Source organism: Thermomonospora sp. CIF 1 (genome assembly GCF_001896795.1).
Lineage (GTDB): Bacteria > Actinomycetota > Actinomycetes > Streptosporangiales > Streptosporangiaceae > Thermomonospora > Thermomonospora curvata.
This window is the reverse complement of sequence record NZ_MOYN02000004.1, coordinates 42212-58053: the sequence shown is the minus strand read 5'-3', so window position 1 is coordinate 58053 and position 15842 is coordinate 42212. Positions and strand designations below refer to the sequence as shown.

The 15842-nt window shown below is 70.1% G+C and carries 10 protein-coding genes; 6 read left to right on the top strand and 4 right to left on the bottom strand.

Annotated features, from left to right (window positions below):
• Positions 1-199: 199 nt before the first annotated feature.
• Both BUE48_RS02095 and drmD read right to left on the bottom strand, forming a co-directional pair.
• A complete protein-coding gene (locus BUE48_RS02095; protein WP_286988577.1) occupies positions 200-1600 on the bottom strand; it encodes a hypothetical protein in 1401 nt (466 codons plus the stop codon).
• A gap of 151 nt (positions 1601-1751) precedes the next feature.
• Positions 1752-4946, bottom strand: coding sequence for a DISARM system SNF2-like helicase DrmD (gene drmD, locus BUE48_RS02090; protein ID WP_286988575.1), 3195 nt, complete (start codon positions 4944-4946; stop codon positions 1752-1754).
• A gap of 695 nt (positions 4947-5641) precedes the next feature.
• On the opposite strand from drmD, the gene BUE48_RS02085 reads away from it, so the two are divergent.
• Positions 5642-6175 carry an HIT family protein gene (locus tag BUE48_RS02085; protein WP_286988574.1) on the top strand — a complete coding sequence of 178 codons (534 nt, stop codon included), beginning with the start codon at positions 5642-5644 and terminating at the stop codon, positions 6173-6175.
• A gap of 62 nt (positions 6176-6237) precedes the next feature.
• Here the strand turns inward: BUE48_RS02085 and BUE48_RS02080 are convergent, their stop codons facing one another.
• Together BUE48_RS02080 and BUE48_RS02075 are read right to left on the bottom strand one after the other, a co-directional pair.
• Positions 6238-6894 carry a class I SAM-dependent methyltransferase gene (locus BUE48_RS02080; RefSeq protein WP_286988573.1) on the bottom strand — a complete coding sequence of 219 codons (657 nt, stop codon included), beginning with the start codon at positions 6892-6894 and terminating at the stop codon, positions 6238-6240.
• Positions 6887-7654, bottom strand: a complete 768-nt coding sequence (locus BUE48_RS02075; RefSeq protein ID WP_286988571.1) for a hypothetical protein — start codon at positions 7652-7654, stop codon at positions 6887-6889. The genes BUE48_RS02080 and BUE48_RS02075 overlap by 8 nt, the downstream gene beginning before the upstream one ends.
• A 297-nt stretch (positions 7655-7951) precedes the next feature.
• On the opposite strand from BUE48_RS02075, the gene BUE48_RS02070 reads away from it, so the two are divergent.
• The 5 genes from BUE48_RS02070 (at position 7952) to BUE48_RS02050 (ending at position 15680) form a co-directional block, all read left to right on the top strand.
• On the top strand, positions 7952-8626 hold the full coding sequence (locus BUE48_RS02070; RefSeq protein WP_286988570.1) for an HIT family protein: 675 nt from the start codon (positions 7952-7954) through the stop codon (positions 8624-8626).
• Positions 8627-8651: 25 nt separating this feature from the next.
• Entirely contained in the window at positions 8652-9719 is a 1068-nt protein-coding gene (thiL, locus tag BUE48_RS02065) for a thiamine-phosphate kinase (RefSeq protein ID WP_286988568.1), read from the top strand.
• Positions 9720-10367: 648 nt separating this feature from the next.
• Positions 10368-12821 carry a hypothetical protein gene (locus BUE48_RS02060; RefSeq protein ID WP_012850796.1) on the top strand — a complete coding sequence of 818 codons (2454 nt, stop codon included), beginning with the start codon at positions 10368-10370 and terminating at the stop codon, positions 12819-12821.
• A 4-nt stretch (positions 12822-12825) separates the two neighbouring features.
• Positions 12826-14649: a DUF3987 domain-containing protein gene (locus tag BUE48_RS02055; protein WP_286988566.1), complete on the top strand. Its 1824-nt coding sequence runs from the start codon at positions 12826-12828 to the stop codon at positions 14647-14649.
• A gap of 254 nt (positions 14650-14903) precedes the next feature.
• Complete coding sequence (locus BUE48_RS02050) at positions 14904-15680, top strand: isocitrate lyase/PEP mutase family protein (protein WP_286988565.1); 777 nt, start codon at positions 14904-14906, stop codon at positions 15678-15680.
• The last annotated feature ends 162 nt before the right edge of the window (positions 15681-15842 follow it).

Here is a 15842-nt window from a genome sequence, read left to right as displayed (position 1 = left end):
ACCGAGCCGGCCGGGTGGACGGTGGGCTCGCCGCGCAGATCGGAGCGGAGCAGGCCGAAGAAGGGGCGGACGCGTTCGACCAGGGCGGCGTCGTTGTCGCAGGCGGCGTGCAGGGCGGCCAGCCGCCCGCGGTCCGGGGCGGCGGACAGTGCCTTTCGCAACTGCAAGGCAGTGGCGCCGGTGCGTTCCTTCAACCAGTTCACAAAGGACGTCTCGCCCTTGGCCCTTTCCTCCTCCAAAGTCCGTAGCGGCAGTTCCACTCCAAAGTCCGTAGCGGCAGTTCCACTCCGCGATCGCCGATCAGCCCGACGTACGGCTCGGTGACCTTCAGGCAGGAGAACTCCAGCAGACCCTCATAGACGTGGCCGATCTGCTCGACGTCCAGGCCCTTGTAGGACAGGCGCTCGGCGGCGGCCCCGCGCTTGGCGTGCCGCAGGATCAGCAGGGCGTCCAGGATCTGATGCACCACCCGGTCGGTGACCGGGGCGTCGGCCAGCCAGGGGAAGGCCTTGGGGTCGAACAGCGAACCGCCGTAGGCGGGGATGCGCAGGTCGTCGTGCTCGCAGCCGCCGTGCACGGCGCGGAAGAGGGCCAGCAGGCGGTACCAGGCGGCGCTGCGGCGGTCGGCGACCTCCTCGCCGTGCCGGTCGCGTTCGGCCGACAGCCGTTCATACAGGTCGAACACGCCGTAGGAGGAGGCGTACAGCTCGCCGGCGGGCAGCAGCTCCTTTTCCTCGGCGTACAGCAGGAACACCAGGCGCATCAGCACGATCAGCGCGCCCCGGTAGATCTGCCGTTCGGGGACGGCCGCCAGCAGCGCGCCGCCGGACTCGCGGTCCAGCCGGGCCAGCTCGCCCACCAGCAGCTCCACCGCCTGGCGGACCTGGCGGCCGAGAGTGTCGGTGACCTGGGTGCGGGCCTCGGCGCTGCGGGCGAACAGCGCGGTCAGGCCGTCGGTCCAGACGCCGTCGGGGCGGCGGGGCGGCAGCAGGGAGCGGCGGGCGCCCAGCAGGGTGGCGAAGGCCCGCAGCAGCAGCGGCTCCTCCGACCACAGGTCGGCGTCGAAGCCGGCGCTGGAGGCGACCTCGCCGGGACGGGCGTGCACCAGCGTCCACAGCCGCCCGTTGGTGATCAGCGCCAGCGGCACGCCGGTGCGGCGGCACACCGCGGCGGCCCGTTCCAGCGGGGCGGGGTTCCCTCGGTCGATGCGCTCGTTCCAGCCGAGCGTGAAGATCAGCAGCCGGATGGCGCGGCCGTCCGGGTCCGGCCCGTAGGCCACCAGGTCCGGGAGGTCGTGGCCGCGCAGCGCCTCGACGGTCGCGCCGGGCACCAGGGCGTCGGGCGGGAAGCCGAGCAGGTCGTGCAGGACCTTCTCCCGCCAGGCCGCCAGCAGCAGATCCGGGGCCTGCTGCACCTGTGCCCAGGCCCGGCGGATCTCGTCGCGCAGGTCGGCGGGCAGCTGCTCCAGGCCTTGCGGCAGCGCCTCGGTGAGCACCGACAGCGCCAGGAACGGGCCGTCGGGGCGCAGCAGGGACAGCCACTCGGAGTGGTGATCGGCGATCGACTCGGTCGGCTGCTGCTTCCTTCTGCGAGGCGGCATCAGTTCACACCCTCACCCTCGATGACGTCGGACCGGACGGCGAGACGGCATCCCCGGCCAGACCGGGGCGGCCTTCCGGGCGGCGGGCTCCCGCCCCCTCGGCCGGGTCGCGCTCTCCCGGCGGCGGGCGCCGGCCGCCGAGCGCGCGGCATCAGCGTCCACCCCCCGCCCGGTAGGCGATCGCGGCGGGCACCAGGAAGGTCACGGCGGCGGGGAACCAGCGGTCGCGGGGGTCGGCGTAGCGGCGGCGCAGCGCGGCGGTCTCCTGCTCGAGCTGGACGGGGATGGCCTGGAGACGTTCGGTCAGGGCCTCGCGGTCCTTGCGGAGCTGGGTGCGCTCATCCAGGTCGAACAGGCTGATCTGCTCGCCGCCGCGGTCGTCCAGGGCGGCCTCGATGGAGCGGCGCAGCTCGGTGAGGACGGTGCGCAGCGCGGTGACCTCCTCCTCGCAGCGGCGGGCCAGCAGCTTCTCCAGGCCGCGGGCGCGCCGGCGGGCGCGGCTGCGCAGTGCCCCGCCGAGCGGGCCGGACAGGTTCGGCCACAGCGCGGCCAGCTCGTCCCGCACCGGCCGGGGGACGGGTTCGGCGGTGGCGGCCTTGAACCAGGAGGCGACCTCCTCTTCGCGGGCGCGGACGAAGGCGCCGCCCTCGATGAGGCCGCCGGCCACCACGATCTCCTCGTGCAGCCGGGTGCCCTCGGCGCCGGTGACGACGAGCCGGCCGTGGGCGGCCACCGCGGGAGTGCGCAGCACGTCCCCGGGGACCAGACGGGCGGTGACGCGGGACAGCTTGGCGCCGTGGCCGGTGGCGCCCGCCCACAGCTCGGCCCGCAGCAGCCGCAGGCACATCTGCACCAGGCGGTGGCCCAGGTGCAGCAGCACCACGTCGGTGCGGCCGGCGGCGGCGTCCTGGTCGAAGGTGACCGGGCGTTCGGCGCCGGTCAGCGGGTGGTGCAGGCCGTCGTTGCGGGCCTGCGCCCAGGCGCCGGGCAGCTCCGGCAGCCGAAAGCAGCGGGCCGGGAACCCCTCGGGGGGCGGGACCTCGGTGAGGTCCTTGCGGTGGGCCAGGCGCAGCGCGGTGCGCACCACCCGTTCGATGGTCTCGGGGAACAGGTTCAGCTCGGTGCGGCTGCCGGCCAGGGCGGCGGTGAGGCGTTCCAGGTCGCGGGCCAGGTCGCGTTCGACCTTCAGGCTGCGGCGAGCGCTCTTGGCGCGGCGGTCGATCTCGGCGTCGGCGCCGGCCCAGTCGGTGGAGCGGCCCAGCATCTTGCGTTCGACCTGGGCGGCGATGACGTCGCCGGCGCTGCCGAGGTCCTCGCGGATCTGCTCGACCTTGCGGGCGGCGTGCTGGAGGAAGAGCAGCTCGTCCTCCAGGGAGCCGTCGGTGAAACCGGCGCGTTCCCAGCCGCGGGGGACGAAGTGGAAGACGTTGACCTCGCGGGCGCGCTGGCCGTGGCGGTCGATGCGGCCGTTGCGCTGCTCCAGGCGGTTGGGGTTCCAGGGGATCTCCCAGTGGAGCAGGCGGTGGCAGTGGCGCTGGAGGTTGATGCCCTCGCTGGCGGCGTCGGTGGCCAGCAGGATGCGGACCTCGCCGCCGGGCAGGCCGGGGGATTCGGTGAAGACGTTCTTGACGTGCTCGCGTTCGGCGGGGTCCTGGCCGCCGAACAGGAGGGCGATGCGGTTCGGCGGGTAGCCGGCGTCGATGAGGCAGTCGCGCAGCCAGCGTTGGGTGTCGCGGTACTCGGTGAAGATGATGACCCGTTCGTCGGTCCACGCGGCGCCGGGGCCGCCGGGGCAGACGATGGGGTCCAGCCAGCGGCGCAGCGCGGCGAACTTGGAGTCGGGGCGGTGCCGGGCGGTGCGGGCCCAGTCCCGCAGCCGGTGGAGGAGACCGCGTTCCTCGTCGGTGAGGGGCGGGGAGAGGCGGCGGACGGCGGCGAAGGCGTCGGCCTCGGCGGCGCGGTAGGCGTCCTCGTCCTCGGCGGTCTCCTCCAGGCGCTCGGTGAGGGGACGCAGGACCTGTGCGCCGGCCCGGGCGGCGGTCGCGTCGAAACCCGCGTCCTGGCGGGCGTCCATGGTGGCCAGGTGGGTCTCGATGGTCTCGGCGAACGCCTTGGGCGAGGAGAACAGCCGCTTCTTCAGCAGCATCGTCACGAAGTCGGCGGCGGGGGCGCCGGCCCGTCCGGTCCGGGCGCGGCGGCTCGCCGCGTAGCGGGTCAGCAGGTGGTGGGCGCGGCGTTCCTCCTCGTCGTAATCGACCTCCAGGCAGTCGAGGCGGCGGGTGGGGAAGGCCGGTTCGCCGTTCCACTTGGGGGGCAGCTCGCGCTTGAGGCGGCGGACCATGACGCGCTGGAGCTGCTCGGGGGGTGGTTTGACGCCGCGGGCGAAACGCTGGTCGTCCAGGAGCTCCAGAAGGGCGGTGAAGGACTCCAGGTAGCCGTTGTGGGGGGTGGCCGACAGGAACAGGCGGTGCTCGCAGTGCGGGGCGAGCAGGCGGATGGCCCGGGTGCGGAGGGTGTCGAGCGGGTAGCGGCCGGCGGCGGAGGGGGCGCACATGTGGGCCTCGTCCACCACCAGCAGGTCGAAGGCGCGGGGGTAGCGGGGGACGGGCGGGAGCGCGTCGCGCAGCAGCCGCATGGGGCGGTCGCGTTTGAGCCAGTCGATGCTGACGATCAGGCGGGGGTAGTGGGTCCAGGGGTTGGCGTACAGGCCGCGTTCCCGGCGCAGCCGTTTGAGCAGGGCGGCATCGACGATGCGGAAGTCCAGGCCGAACTTGTCGCGCATCTCCTCGCGCCACTGCACGGTCAGCCCGGCCGGGCAGACGATGATCATGGTGCGGGCGCGGTGGCGGAGCATCAGCTCCTGCATCACCAGGCCGGCCTCGATGGTCTTGCCGAGGCCGACGTCGTCGGCGATGAGCAGGTTGGTGCGCGGCATCGACAGGGCGCGCACCACCGGGTCGAGCTGGTAGTCCTCGATCTGGACGCCGGAGCGGAAGGGGGCCTGCAGGGCGGTCTTGTCGGCCGAGGCGATGGCGCCCCAGCGGACGGCGTCGAGGAAGGCGTCCAGCTCGGCCGGGTCGTCGAAGCCTGCGGCCGGGTCGGGCAGCAGGGTCTGGTCGTGGATGCGGGTGCCGTACTCCAGCTCCCAGATGACCCGGAGCTCCTCGTCGCGGGCGTCGTCTTCGATGCTGACCAGGGTGACCAGGTGCTGGGGCCGGCCGGTGAGGGTGTAGGGGTCGCTGCTGGCCACCGAGCCGCGCACCACGTCGGCCACCACCCATTGCCGGTTGCGCACGGTCACCAACTGGCCCTGTGCCGGAACGCCGTCGCTCGTCACCACGGTCATCGTCTCGCCCCGCTCGTTCCCGCCGGTCCGTCCCGCCAGTATGTCCGCCGCCGGGTGATCGCACCCGGCGGGGCGGGTGGTGTTGCCGTGACACTATCGCGGACCGGGGCGAATTACGCCGCATTCGGGAAATTCGTGGTTGATGGTGTTGACCAAAGCGATTCGCCGATCGCTGTGTGCGGCGGCGGATGGAAGGCCTGTGGACCGGCACCGGCCCGGATTGCGCGCCGTGCTCCCGGGGTACCGCCGCCTCCGCCGGGCAGGGCGTCGCCGGCCCGGTCCGTCTTGCCGGCTCTCTCGCCGTTCCCGTCCGCGTCCGCAACCGGCCGCAGGGCGGCAGCCGCGCCGCGGGAAGGGGCGCCATCGGCTAAAACGGCGTCGATGCGCCCTGCGCTACATCACCATAAGCCCGGTCACAGCAGTACCCATTGTCCAGATCACTGCAATTCTCAACGACACTCGGCGACGACTTTGGTAAGAAAATCACCTCTAAACCTTCTCCACACCCGACCGCGGGCTCACCGACGGTGTCCGCCCCTGCAACGTTCCAGACCGCAGCCAACCGCAACATCTCCGTCTCCACCTGCAGAGATGTCGCGCCGAAAAAGTTCACAGCGGCCTGCGCACCGAGTCCTCGCCAGGTAGGGCAGACTACTGTTACGCGCTGCCGACCGCTGAGGAGATTCCGAACCCCCATGTCCGTTTCAGACGCGCAGGCAGGCCGTTGGGGCTGGAGCAGAAAACTCCCGCTGGTCACATACCTGCCGGAGCTGCTCAAGCGGCTCCGCGCGGAGCGTCCCGCAGCGGTCAGCACTCCCGGCGAGGACAGAGTGACTCTGGATGAATGCATCTTCTGCCGCCGCCATGATCCGAAACTGAACAGGATCATGTGCGAAAACGATACATTCTTTGCCAGATACGACAATTACCCGTCCGCCCCCGGGCACGTGGAGATAGTGCCCAAAAGACACGTCGAGTCGTTCTTCGACCTCAGCGACCAGGAAGTCCTCGACTCGTACTCACTGCTTTTGCAGGCGCGGAAGATACTGGTCGAAACCTACGACCCGCCGCACGGGTACACAATCGGGATCAACGAAGGGCGCGCTGCGGGCCGCAGCGTCGATCACTTGCACATCCATCTGATCCCGCGTTACTTCGGCGATGTGGAGGACCCGCGCGGCGGCATCCGTCAGGCCACGCCGAACTGGGACCCCGACAGCTGGAAGTAACCGTCACACCGGGCTTTCCAGTACGCCTTCCCCGCAAGGCGAGACGGGTGAGTCGAAAAGGTTCACTTCTCGCCGAGGGCCACGAACCAGTTCTGGCGGCCGGTGTGCTGAAGGCGCACCCGGCGAAAACCCGCCCGTTCCATGCGGGAGGCGAAGTCGCCGGGATCGACCAGCGTGAACCAGCGGCGGCCGGCGAGGGTGCCACCGTCCCGCCAGTGCTCGCCCGTCCCGGCGCGCATGCTGATGGCGGCCGTTCCGCCGGGGGCGAGCGTCCGGAGGATCTCCGACAGGACGCGGGGGAACTGGGTCGAGGGCAGATGCAGCAGGCTGCCGCAGGCCCACGTGCCGGCGAACCGGTCATCGGCGAACGGCAGGTCGAGCATATTCAGCCGGACGAAACGCAGCGCGTGCCGCCCGGGCGATCGCGACCGGGCGCACCGCAGCATGGCCATCGAGAAATCCGCGGCCAGCACCCGGCGGCCCAGGTCGGCCAGCAGCCTGCCGTCCCGGCCGCCGCCACAGCCCAGATCCAGCACCGGCAGCCCCGGCGGCAGCGCCTTTTCAAAGGCCGCCACCTCGTCCCTGAGCCCGGGGAACTTCGCGTAATCTTCGGTGGCGTCGGCGTATTCGTCGGCTCTCGCCTCATAGGAGCCGCAGGTCACCGCGATGACCTCGGCCAGATCCGGCAGCACGCCGTGGTCTCGGCGCGAGTCAGACATTTTCGAATCCATCCTGCCCGATGACCGTGCAAAGCGCGTTGAGCTCGTGCCACAGCCGCTGGCAATCCAGGGCATCGTAGCCGTGTGCGGCGTCGAAGCTGACGCATCCGATGAAATTAGAACGCGCGTTCCTGATGGGGCTGGCGAAGACCGCTCCTCGATGCCGGTATCGGGTGAATTCCTGCCAGGAGAAGCCCATGACGGCCGCCGCCCCGTGCCGCTGCCGGTAGTCCTCGAAGCTCTGCTCGTCGGGCACCTGGGCGGCGAGCCGCTCGACGTTCTCGCCCACCTCCTGGTTGAGCTGCCAGCACAGCCCGACGACCCCCACTCCCCTGGTGGGACGGATCGTGCGGGTCACCGGGGTGGAACCGAGCCGGTAGGTGGCGACCCTGACCAGCTCACCGCGCAACGGATGCTGAAGAGTGCGCCGTTTGCGCCAAATGTGCAGTGCCGGATCGCTGATGGGCACGGGCGGATCGGCCGCCGCGCCCAGCTCCAGCAACTGGCCGAACGCCGTGAGAATCTGCCTGCGCAGGGCGACCCGTCTGCCGAGTGTGCTGTGCCGGGAGTAGGTCTCGAACGGGGACAGGGCGCCGAACATCCCCGCCACCACGATCAAAGTGATGAGCACAACCGGCTGGGCGTCCTCGAGCGATTCCCAAAACGATTTGGACGGGAAGTCGTACTGGTTGCTCACCAGAGCGACAGTGGCCAGCAGGATCACCGTGCGATCCACGCCTTTGGCCACACTCAAGCGCATCGCCTGTACTCCAGCCCCAGAACTTAACCAGTACACAAAGGTGTGCTTCAATGTAACCCATGCAAGCGACAACGGCAGCGCGTTCCAAGATCTAGATTTTCGGCTGCCTCTAAATAACTCGGTACACCGTCCAATAGGGACGGCCGATGCCCGCCGGCCGGATCAAGGCGCCCGCCGGCCTCTCCATGGCGGAGACGGCCGGGCACCGGCGGGGGAGCCGCCGGGGAGCATCCCCGGAACTCCAGGTCACGGCGGTGTCCCGGACCGCTACACCCCCTGTCGACCTGCGGGGACGGCATGTCGAAGAAAGTTCACTGCGTCGGCGCGGACTTCTGCCAGGAGCTGTCCGGAGCGGCCGACACCGACTTCTCGCGCACCTATCAGGGGAGCCCTGGAAGCAGGATCATCTGCCGCAGCGAGAACCTGGCTCTGCTGGCGGACATGTCACCGCTGACGACGGGCCACCTGCTGCTGGTCTCCAATGAGCACTACCTCAGCTTCGGAGAAGTGGTCCGCGACCATACGACAGAGGTTGAGGACGCCCTAAAACTGATTTACGGCCAATATTCCATGACGTTCGGCGAACTGGTCGTCATGGAACATGGGTCATCGCAGGAAATGGACGGGTCAGCATGCATAACACACGCCCACATGCACTTCCTCCCCCTTCGGCTCGACGCAGTGCACAGGGCCATGACCGAGGACGGGCTGACCGCGCTTGAGCTGACCGGCATCAAAGATCTCAAACGGCTGGGAGAGCGCGGTCTCCCCTACTTCTATTGCGGTGACAGCACCAGACACCGGGTGTATGGTGTGGCGCGCAAGATGCGTCGGCAGTACCTGCGCTCGATCGCCGGCAAGCTGCTCGGCATCGCCGATCCGGAGTGGGACTATGCCGTAGTGCTCCGTAAGGAGCTTTTGAGAGCCACCCTGGCGCGAACCGCCGGATGGCATATCTCTCACCACTCGTGAAGCACCATAGAAAGGTGAGTCCGAGATGTCGGAAGCCGCCCGTTCATCCGACGAGCCCACTCGGCTGGCCACCATCATCGGCCCGATGTTCAGCGGTCAAACCGGCTGGTCGCACCGCCTCACCGGTGGGGAGACCATACGGCTGCTGGCCGGCGCCGATGCCCAGGACGATTGCGCGGTGTTCCGCCTCGACGGCGTTCAGGAGCTGGTCGTGGGCTCGGACTATGTCCGGGGACCCAAGTTCGGCCTCTATGAACTCGGTTATCTCGACGATTACGACATCGGCTACTACCTGGCGATGGCCAATTTCAGCGACATCGCTGCCATGGGCGCCCAGCCGATCGCGCTGCTGTCGGTCGTCCGCTACCCCAAGACGATGCCCGATGAACGATTCGCCCAGGTATTGCAGGGCATCAACGACGCCTGCGCCCGGGTGGGCGCGCCCAACGTCGGCGGCGACATCGGCACGGCCGAACGCCTGATCCTGTCGGCATCGGCGGTGGGCGTCGTCGAGGCGGGGCGTTCGCTGCTGCGCGGCGGCGCCCGTCCCGGCGACCGGCTGTGCATCACGGGGCCGACCGGGATCGCCGCCGCGGCACAAAAGTACTTCGGCAAGCTGGACGTCGCCGACACCAGGCTCTCCCCCCAGGCTGAGGAGCTTTTGCTGAACGCATGGAAGAGGCCCCAGGCGTTGGTCCCCGAAGGGCGGTCCCTGAGCACCAGCGGGCTGGTGACCAGCTGCCAGGATTCCTCGGACGGACTCAAGGCCGGGATCGAATCGATCGCGGCCCGCAGCGGCGTCGGCTTCACGGTGGAAGAAGACGCGCTGCCGGTCGTGGGCGCGGTGGAGGAGGTCGCCAAGCTCAGCGACACCGAGCTGACCCCCCTGCTCTTGGGCGACTCGGTCGACTTCCAGCTCATCTTCACCGTCCCCGAAGAGCATGTGGAGGAGCTGCAGGAGATCTTCGCCGCCCACGGGCACAGTGCCTTTCACGACATCGGGTTCGCCACCGAAGAGCCCGATCTCCTGCTGCGCGGCAGCGATGGAATCACCCGGCGGCTTCCGGGCAACCCCTGGCGGCACGCGACCTGAGCGAGCCTGCGGGGCACAGGCAGCGCGGGGGATTCGAAGCGGCGGGCGCGAACACGCGGGCCTCCGACGTGCAGGCGCCGGCCCGTCAACCCTGCGATGCGATCACCTGCGCACAGCGGGCGCCCGGCCACCAGGGCATCGGCCAGTTGCACCCCGAGCCCGCCACTCGCCTCACCGGCGCTCCCCGCGGCTGGTCGGCCGGTTCAGCGGCCAGAGTACGGCTGCGCAGGGACTTCACCGCCACCGGCCGTTCCCGCGGCAGACCCGCGGCCACTCGCACCCCGGCGAAACCGCCTCGGCCCAGTAGCCGCTCCAGTCGGTAGTGGCCCGCGATCTCCCCCCGGATTCTCCCTAGCCCCCTGCACGTCCCCGAATAGCGAGCCGAACGGCGCATCGCGCGGATCGCGCTCTCGCCTGTGAGCCGGCCCATCTGCGGTGGCGAACCGCAGGCGCACCGGCCTCGAGTGCTGTGAACAGGGTTGCATTTCCAGGGGTGTATCTGCATAATCCAAAGCTCGTTGGTCGACAGAGTTCACAAGAAGACGAGACGGCGTCAGCCGCCACACCAGCAATCTGAACCCGCAGGTCACAACCCCCTGTCCGCCGCCCTTCTCGGGCGCCGCCTGACACCTTCCGACGAGGAGTGCTTTGTCCGAACCCACCTGGGCGCTGACCGTCCCCCAGCCCGCCGCATGGGCGATCTCCGAGGGGTACCAGGACGTCTACAACCGCATGACGGACACCGCGTACCGCGGCTGGATCGCGATCTGCGCGGGCTCCGGTTTCGACCAAACGATCCTGTATGAGACCGCCCGGCTGACCGGGTGGAGGACCGAGCAGATCACCGCCGCCTGCACCGAACGGCAGATGGTGGTCGCCGTGGCCAGACTGGTGGAGGTCTGCAAAGGCGGCCCCTGCGAATGCGGGCCGTGGGCGAACAAACGGTTCTTCCACTGGAGGCTCGCCGACGCGGCCCCCCTGCCCGAGCCCTTGCCGGCCCCGCGCAACTTCGGGTTCTGGCAGATGTCCGACGAGCTGGCAGAACAGGTGGCCCGCCAGTGGCGGCAGATCCACCGGCCCGCCCCCGAGCCGGAACCGGCGCCGCCGCAGGCCAAGACCGCCCTGGCGCTGCGCGATGAGCTGCTGCCGCTGCCGGGCGCCGACCAGGGGTACCGGCACGTCCTGCTGCTGGGCACCACGGGGGCGGGCAAGACCACGGTGGTGCGGCAGCTGCTCGGCACCGACCCCAGAAGCGAGCGCTTCCCCTCCACGTCCACGGCCAAGACCACCGTCGCCGACACCGAGCTGATCCTCACCGAGCAGGGGCCCTTCCGGGCCGCCGTCACCTTCGCCGAACGCAAGGAGATCGCCGACCACCTGCGCGACAACGTCTGGGAGGCGGCCCGGGCGGTGTTCGAAGGACGGCCGCAGGAGGTGGTGTACACCCGGCTGCTGGACCACGTCAGCCAGCGCTACCGCTTCAGCTACCTGCTGGGCCGTCCCCCGTCCGCGCAGCCCGACGACGATGAGCTGGACGACCTGGACGACTACGACGACGACCTGGACGAAGACACCGCCGAGGAGGCCGGCGCGCCCCAGGGCGTCAGCGACCCGGCCACGGCCGCGATGCTCCACGGCGCCGTCGAAGCCCTCCAGCACGTGGTGAACACCCAGGTCGGCAAGCTGCAAACGGAGATCACCGCCGATGAAGAGCGCAGCGTTGAGGAGGTCCTGGAAGACGAGCTGGAGAACCGGATCCGCCGCTCCCCGGTCTGCGCGCGGATCGTCGAGGCCATGCTCGATGCGATCGAGGAGCGTTTCGAATCACTGACCCCAGGCGAGCTGCACCGCGACGCCGACGGCTGGCCGGTGAGCTGGAGCTGGGACTGCCCGGACCGCGCCGAGTTCATCGGCGTCGTCAACCGCTTCTCCAGCAACCGGCACGAGGACTTCGGCTCCCTGCTGACCCCGCTGGTGAACGGGATCCGGGTGGCGGGCCCGTTCCGTCCGCTGTGGGCCGAGACCCACCCGCGGCTGGTGCTCATCGACGGAGAAGGCATGGGGCACGTCCACGACTCCGCCAGCGAGGTCTCCACCCGGCTGCGCAAACGGCTGGACGAGGTGGACGCGATCGTCCTGGTCGACAACGCCCAGCAGCCGATGCAGGCCGCCCCGGTGTCGGTGATGCGCACCGCCGCGGCCACCGGCAACGCCGACAAGCTGCACTTCCTGTTCACCCACTTCGACCTGGTCAAAGGCGACAACCTGCGCACGGTCTCCGAGCGGCGGCGGCATGTGCTGGACTCGGCGGAGAACGTGCTGAACGCGGTGCGGGAAGACCTGGGGGCGGCCGAGCGGGTGCTGCGCCGCAGGCTGGATGAGTCCTGCCACTTCGTCGGCGGCATCCACAAGCGGCTCGACCCGCGGCGCATCGACCCGGCCAAGCATAAGGCGGCAACGCGCACCATCCGGGAGTTCAACGCACTGGTGGAGGCCCTGACCGCCGACGCGGCCGAAGTGGAGGTCGGGCCGTCACGGCCGGTCTACAAAAGAGAAGAGGTGACCAGGGCCGTGTCCGAGGCCGCCCGGTCTTTCCACAGGCTGTGGAACGGCCTGCTGGGGCTGTCGTTCGAACCCGACATCCCCAAAAAACACTGGGCCACCATCAAGGCGCTCACCCGCCGCCTGTCAGAAGGCCACGAGGACGAGTACCGGGACCTGCGGCCGGCGGCCAGCCTGCGCCACCACCTGGAGAAGGAGATCTACCGGACGCTGCAGCGGCCGGTGCGCTGGACCGGTTCCGAACCGGACGCCGAGGAACGGCAGGCCATCATCGATTCCATCTCCAACGCCGTCACCAGGCGGCTGATCGGGCTGGCCGACCTGCTCATCACCCAGGAGCCACGGGCGGACTGGCTGCGCGCCTACGAAGAGCACGGCAAGGGCTCGACCTACCGCAGAGCGCAGATCCTGGCCGAGGACATCTACGCGCGTGCCGTCCCCCGCCCCGACCAGCACGCCGCCTACGACAACCCGTTCGTCCACGAGGTGCACGCGGCCTTCACAGAGGCCGCCGCCGAACTTGATTTCCTTCTCGACTGATCAGATGAACTCGTCATCTTCCAGACGCAAGAAAGAAAGTCCCACCCGGTTCTCCTTCCTCGACGGCGAGGAGGAGAGCCGGTGGGGCGCCGACCCGGTGCTGGCGGCCGGGACGGGCGAGGCGGCCTTCCGCCGCTGGGTCCAGGCGACCTGCGCGGCCGACCCGTCCAGTGTGCTGGTCGCGGTGCGTCCCGACCGTCCCGCCCCGGGCTGGGCCAAGGTCATGTTCCTGGAGGCCGATCCCGCGCACGAGAAATTCCTCGACGCCGCCTACCGGAGCACCTTGCAGCCTCGCCACAACGGCCCTGTGGGCACAGAAGACCTCGGCGGTCCGCCGTGGACACCGCCCGCCGAAGACGACCAGGCACCGGCGGCGCCCCCAGGAACGTCCGGCGACACGGACGCCCCGGACCTCCGCGAACCCGCGCCCCCAGTGCGCGCAGCCGTCCCGCAGCCGGCGGCCACCGGCTGGTACAAGATCGAACGGCCCGGCCCGCTGCCGGAGGAGGCCATGTTCAGCGGGCTGCTGGGCCGGGTGGTGGGCGAGGTCCATCCCTACACCGAAGGCGACCCGGTCGGTGTGCTGGCGACCCTGCTGTCGGCGCTGTCGGCCGCCGTCGGGCACCGGCCGCACATCCGCCTCGGCTCTGCCCGTCACCCGCTGCTGGTGTGGACGATGCTGATCGGGCGGACGGCGCTGGGCCGCAAGGGGACCGCCACCAACGCGGCCATGGAGATCTTCCAGCGGGTCTCGGCGGACTTCACCGAACGCCACCTGCTGTACGGCTCGCCCTCGTCCGGAGCCGGGCTGGTGGGCAAGCTGGAGGCCATGGCGCGCGAGGCCGGCTGGTACGACGAGGACGGCGCCCTCCACGATGCCGAGCCGGAACTCCGCCCCGGCTTCCCCGCCCTGATGATCGAAGAGGAGTGGGCGAAGGTCATGCGCCGCTCCCGCATCGACGACGCCCTCGGGCAGAACCTGCGCACCGCCTGGCAGGGCAACACGCTGTCGGTCATCGTCAAGAGGAAGTCCGACTGCGCCACCGTCAAGGACGCGCACCTGGCGATCGTCGGCCACATCACCCCCGATGAGTTCCGCGCCAACCTGTCGACGGCGGACGTGGCCGGCGGCACGTTCAACCGCTTCCTGCCGGTTTTCGTCCAGCGCTGCCAGTCGCTGCCACTGGCCGAGGAGATGCCCGAGGCGCTCGCCGACCGGCTCGCCGGAGAACTGCGCGAGGCCATCGCCCGGGGTCGCCGCCTCGGCTTGATCAGGTTCGACGAGGCGGCCCGCGACTACTGGCGCGACCAGCTCTATGACCGGCTCACCGCCCTGTCCACGGGGTCGGAGCTCATCGAGGCCTTCGCCGGGCGCGCACTCCCCTACGCCAAGCGCATCGCCGCTCTCTATGCCGTGGCCGCGCACCAGGAGGCGATCTCGCTGGAGCACCTGCAAAGCGCCGAGGCGTTCATCACCTACGTGATCGCCTCCGTCGAGTACATCATGGCCACGGCCGCGCCGCCCCCCTCCGCCCGGGCTCGGCCCGGCGCCGCCAAACCGCACATCACGCGCAAGGTGATCGAGGCGCTGCTGGCCGCTCATCCCGCTCCGCTGTCCCGCTCGGACCTCTTGGCCAAGGTCAAGAACATCGGCTCGACCGCAGACCTGGAGAACTCGCTGGCGTCTTTGGGCGAGGACCTGCAGACCTCCACAGCGCGCGGCGGCGGCCGCCCGATGCGTCTCTACCGGCTCACCGAAGCGGCCGCCGACCGCCTCGGCCGCCGCGGCGGCCTCACCGGAGCCGGCGACGGCGGGGGACGCAGCTGAGCGTCTGGTGAACACTTTTCAGCACGTGGCCCAAGACACCGAGGACGGGAGCCTCGCCGGTGTCCGGCACCGCGGCACTCCAGATCGCCCCTGACAGCGACGTTCCCGCGTGCGCTCTGCGAAGACAGCGTGTTGAAAAGTCGCCCGGGCGGTGCTCTTCGCCTGCCGGCCCGTCCTTCACGTCCGCCGGCTTTGGCGGCGCGGACGGCCACGGTTCGGGAAAGGCCGAAACGTCGGCAGGTCAGCATCGGGGCATGGGGACGAAATTCGGGGAGTTGCACCGGGACGGTGATCCGCTGGTGTTGCCGAACGCCTGGGATGTGGCGTCGGCGGTGGCGCTGGCGGCGGCGGGTTTCGCGGCGGTCGGCACCACGAGTCTGGGGGTGGCGGCCCGGTACGGGCTGGCCGATGCGTCGCGGGCGATCGCCGAGCCCGTCCGCCGGCTGGCGCATCGGCTTCGGAGGCTGCCGTGTCCGGTCTCGGTCGACATCGCGGACGGGTTCGCCGATGAGCCCGAGGCCGTCGCCGAGTACGCGGCCTCACTGGGGGTCGATGGGGTCAACATCGAAGACAGCACCGCAGGGCGGCTGGTTCCGGTCGAGGTGCACGCAGCCAAGATCGCCGCGGTCAAGGAGCGCTGCCCGGGGCTGTTCGTCAACGCCCGCGTCGACACCTTCTGGGTCGGGCAGGACGCCACCGTCACCGCGACCATCGACCGGGCGGTGCGCTATGTCGAGGCGGGGGCGGACGGGGTGTTCGTGCCCGGACGGCTGGACGGTGCGCAGATCCGGCAGATCACCTCGGCGGTGCCGGTGCCCGTCAATGTGCTGGCCTCTTCCGATTTCTCAGTGATGGAGCTGGCGCGGCTGGGCGTGCGGCGGGTCAGCTGCGGGTCACTGCTGTACCGGGCGGCACTGGATCGGGCGGTAGAGGTGGCGGTGGGCCTACGCGACGGGTCACCGGCGCCGCCCGCCACCTCTTACGGCGATGTCCAAGAGCTGGCCACCCGTTACCGGCCGGTCTGCGGGTGAGTCGCACGCGGCGTCGTTTGAGGCATGGCATCAGCCACCGCCGTGTTTTCGGGCCTTCCAGGCGGCCGCTGAGCCTTTCCCACTGCTGAGCTGAAAACCCGCGGCCGAAAGTGAAGCGCGTCCCGAGCCGGGAACCGGCCAGGCCCAGAGGGTGACGGAAGG

What these genes read in the sequence shown, in the direction of transcription:
- BUE48_RS02080 (WP_286988573.1), bottom strand. Translation starts at nt 6,894, where the DNA reads ATGTCTGACTCGCGCCGAGACCACGGCGTGCTGCCGGATCTGGCCGAG.
- BUE48_RS02070 (WP_286988570.1), top strand. Translation starts at nt 7,952, where the DNA reads ATGTCGAAGAAAGTTCACTGCGTCGGCGCGGACTTCTGCCAGGAGCTG.
- BUE48_RS02085 (WP_286988574.1), top strand. Translation starts at nt 5,642, where the DNA reads ATGTCCGTTTCAGACGCGCAGGCAGGCCGTTGGGGCTGGAGCAGAAAA.
- BUE48_RS02050 (WP_286988565.1), top strand. Translation starts at nt 14,904, where the DNA reads ATGGGGACGAAATTCGGGGAGTTGCACCGGGACGGTGATCCGCTGGTG.
- thiL (WP_286988568.1), top strand. Translation starts at nt 8,652, where the DNA reads ATGTCGGAAGCCGCCCGTTCATCCGACGAGCCCACTCGGCTGGCCACC.
- drmD (WP_286988575.1), bottom strand. Translation starts at nt 4,946, where the DNA reads ATGACCGTGGTGACGAGCGACGGCGTTCCGGCACAGGGCCAGTTGGTG.
- BUE48_RS02055 (WP_286988566.1), top strand. Translation starts at nt 12,826, where the DNA reads ATGAACTCGTCATCTTCCAGACGCAAGAAAGAAAGTCCCACCCGGTTC.
- BUE48_RS02075 (WP_286988571.1), bottom strand. Translation starts at nt 7,654, where the DNA reads ATGCGCTTGAGTGTGGCCAAAGGCGTGGATCGCACGGTGATCCTGCTG.
- BUE48_RS02095 (WP_286988577.1), bottom strand. Translation starts at nt 1,600, where the DNA reads ATGCCGCCTCGCAGAAGGAAGCAGCAGCCGACCGAGTCGATCGCCGAT.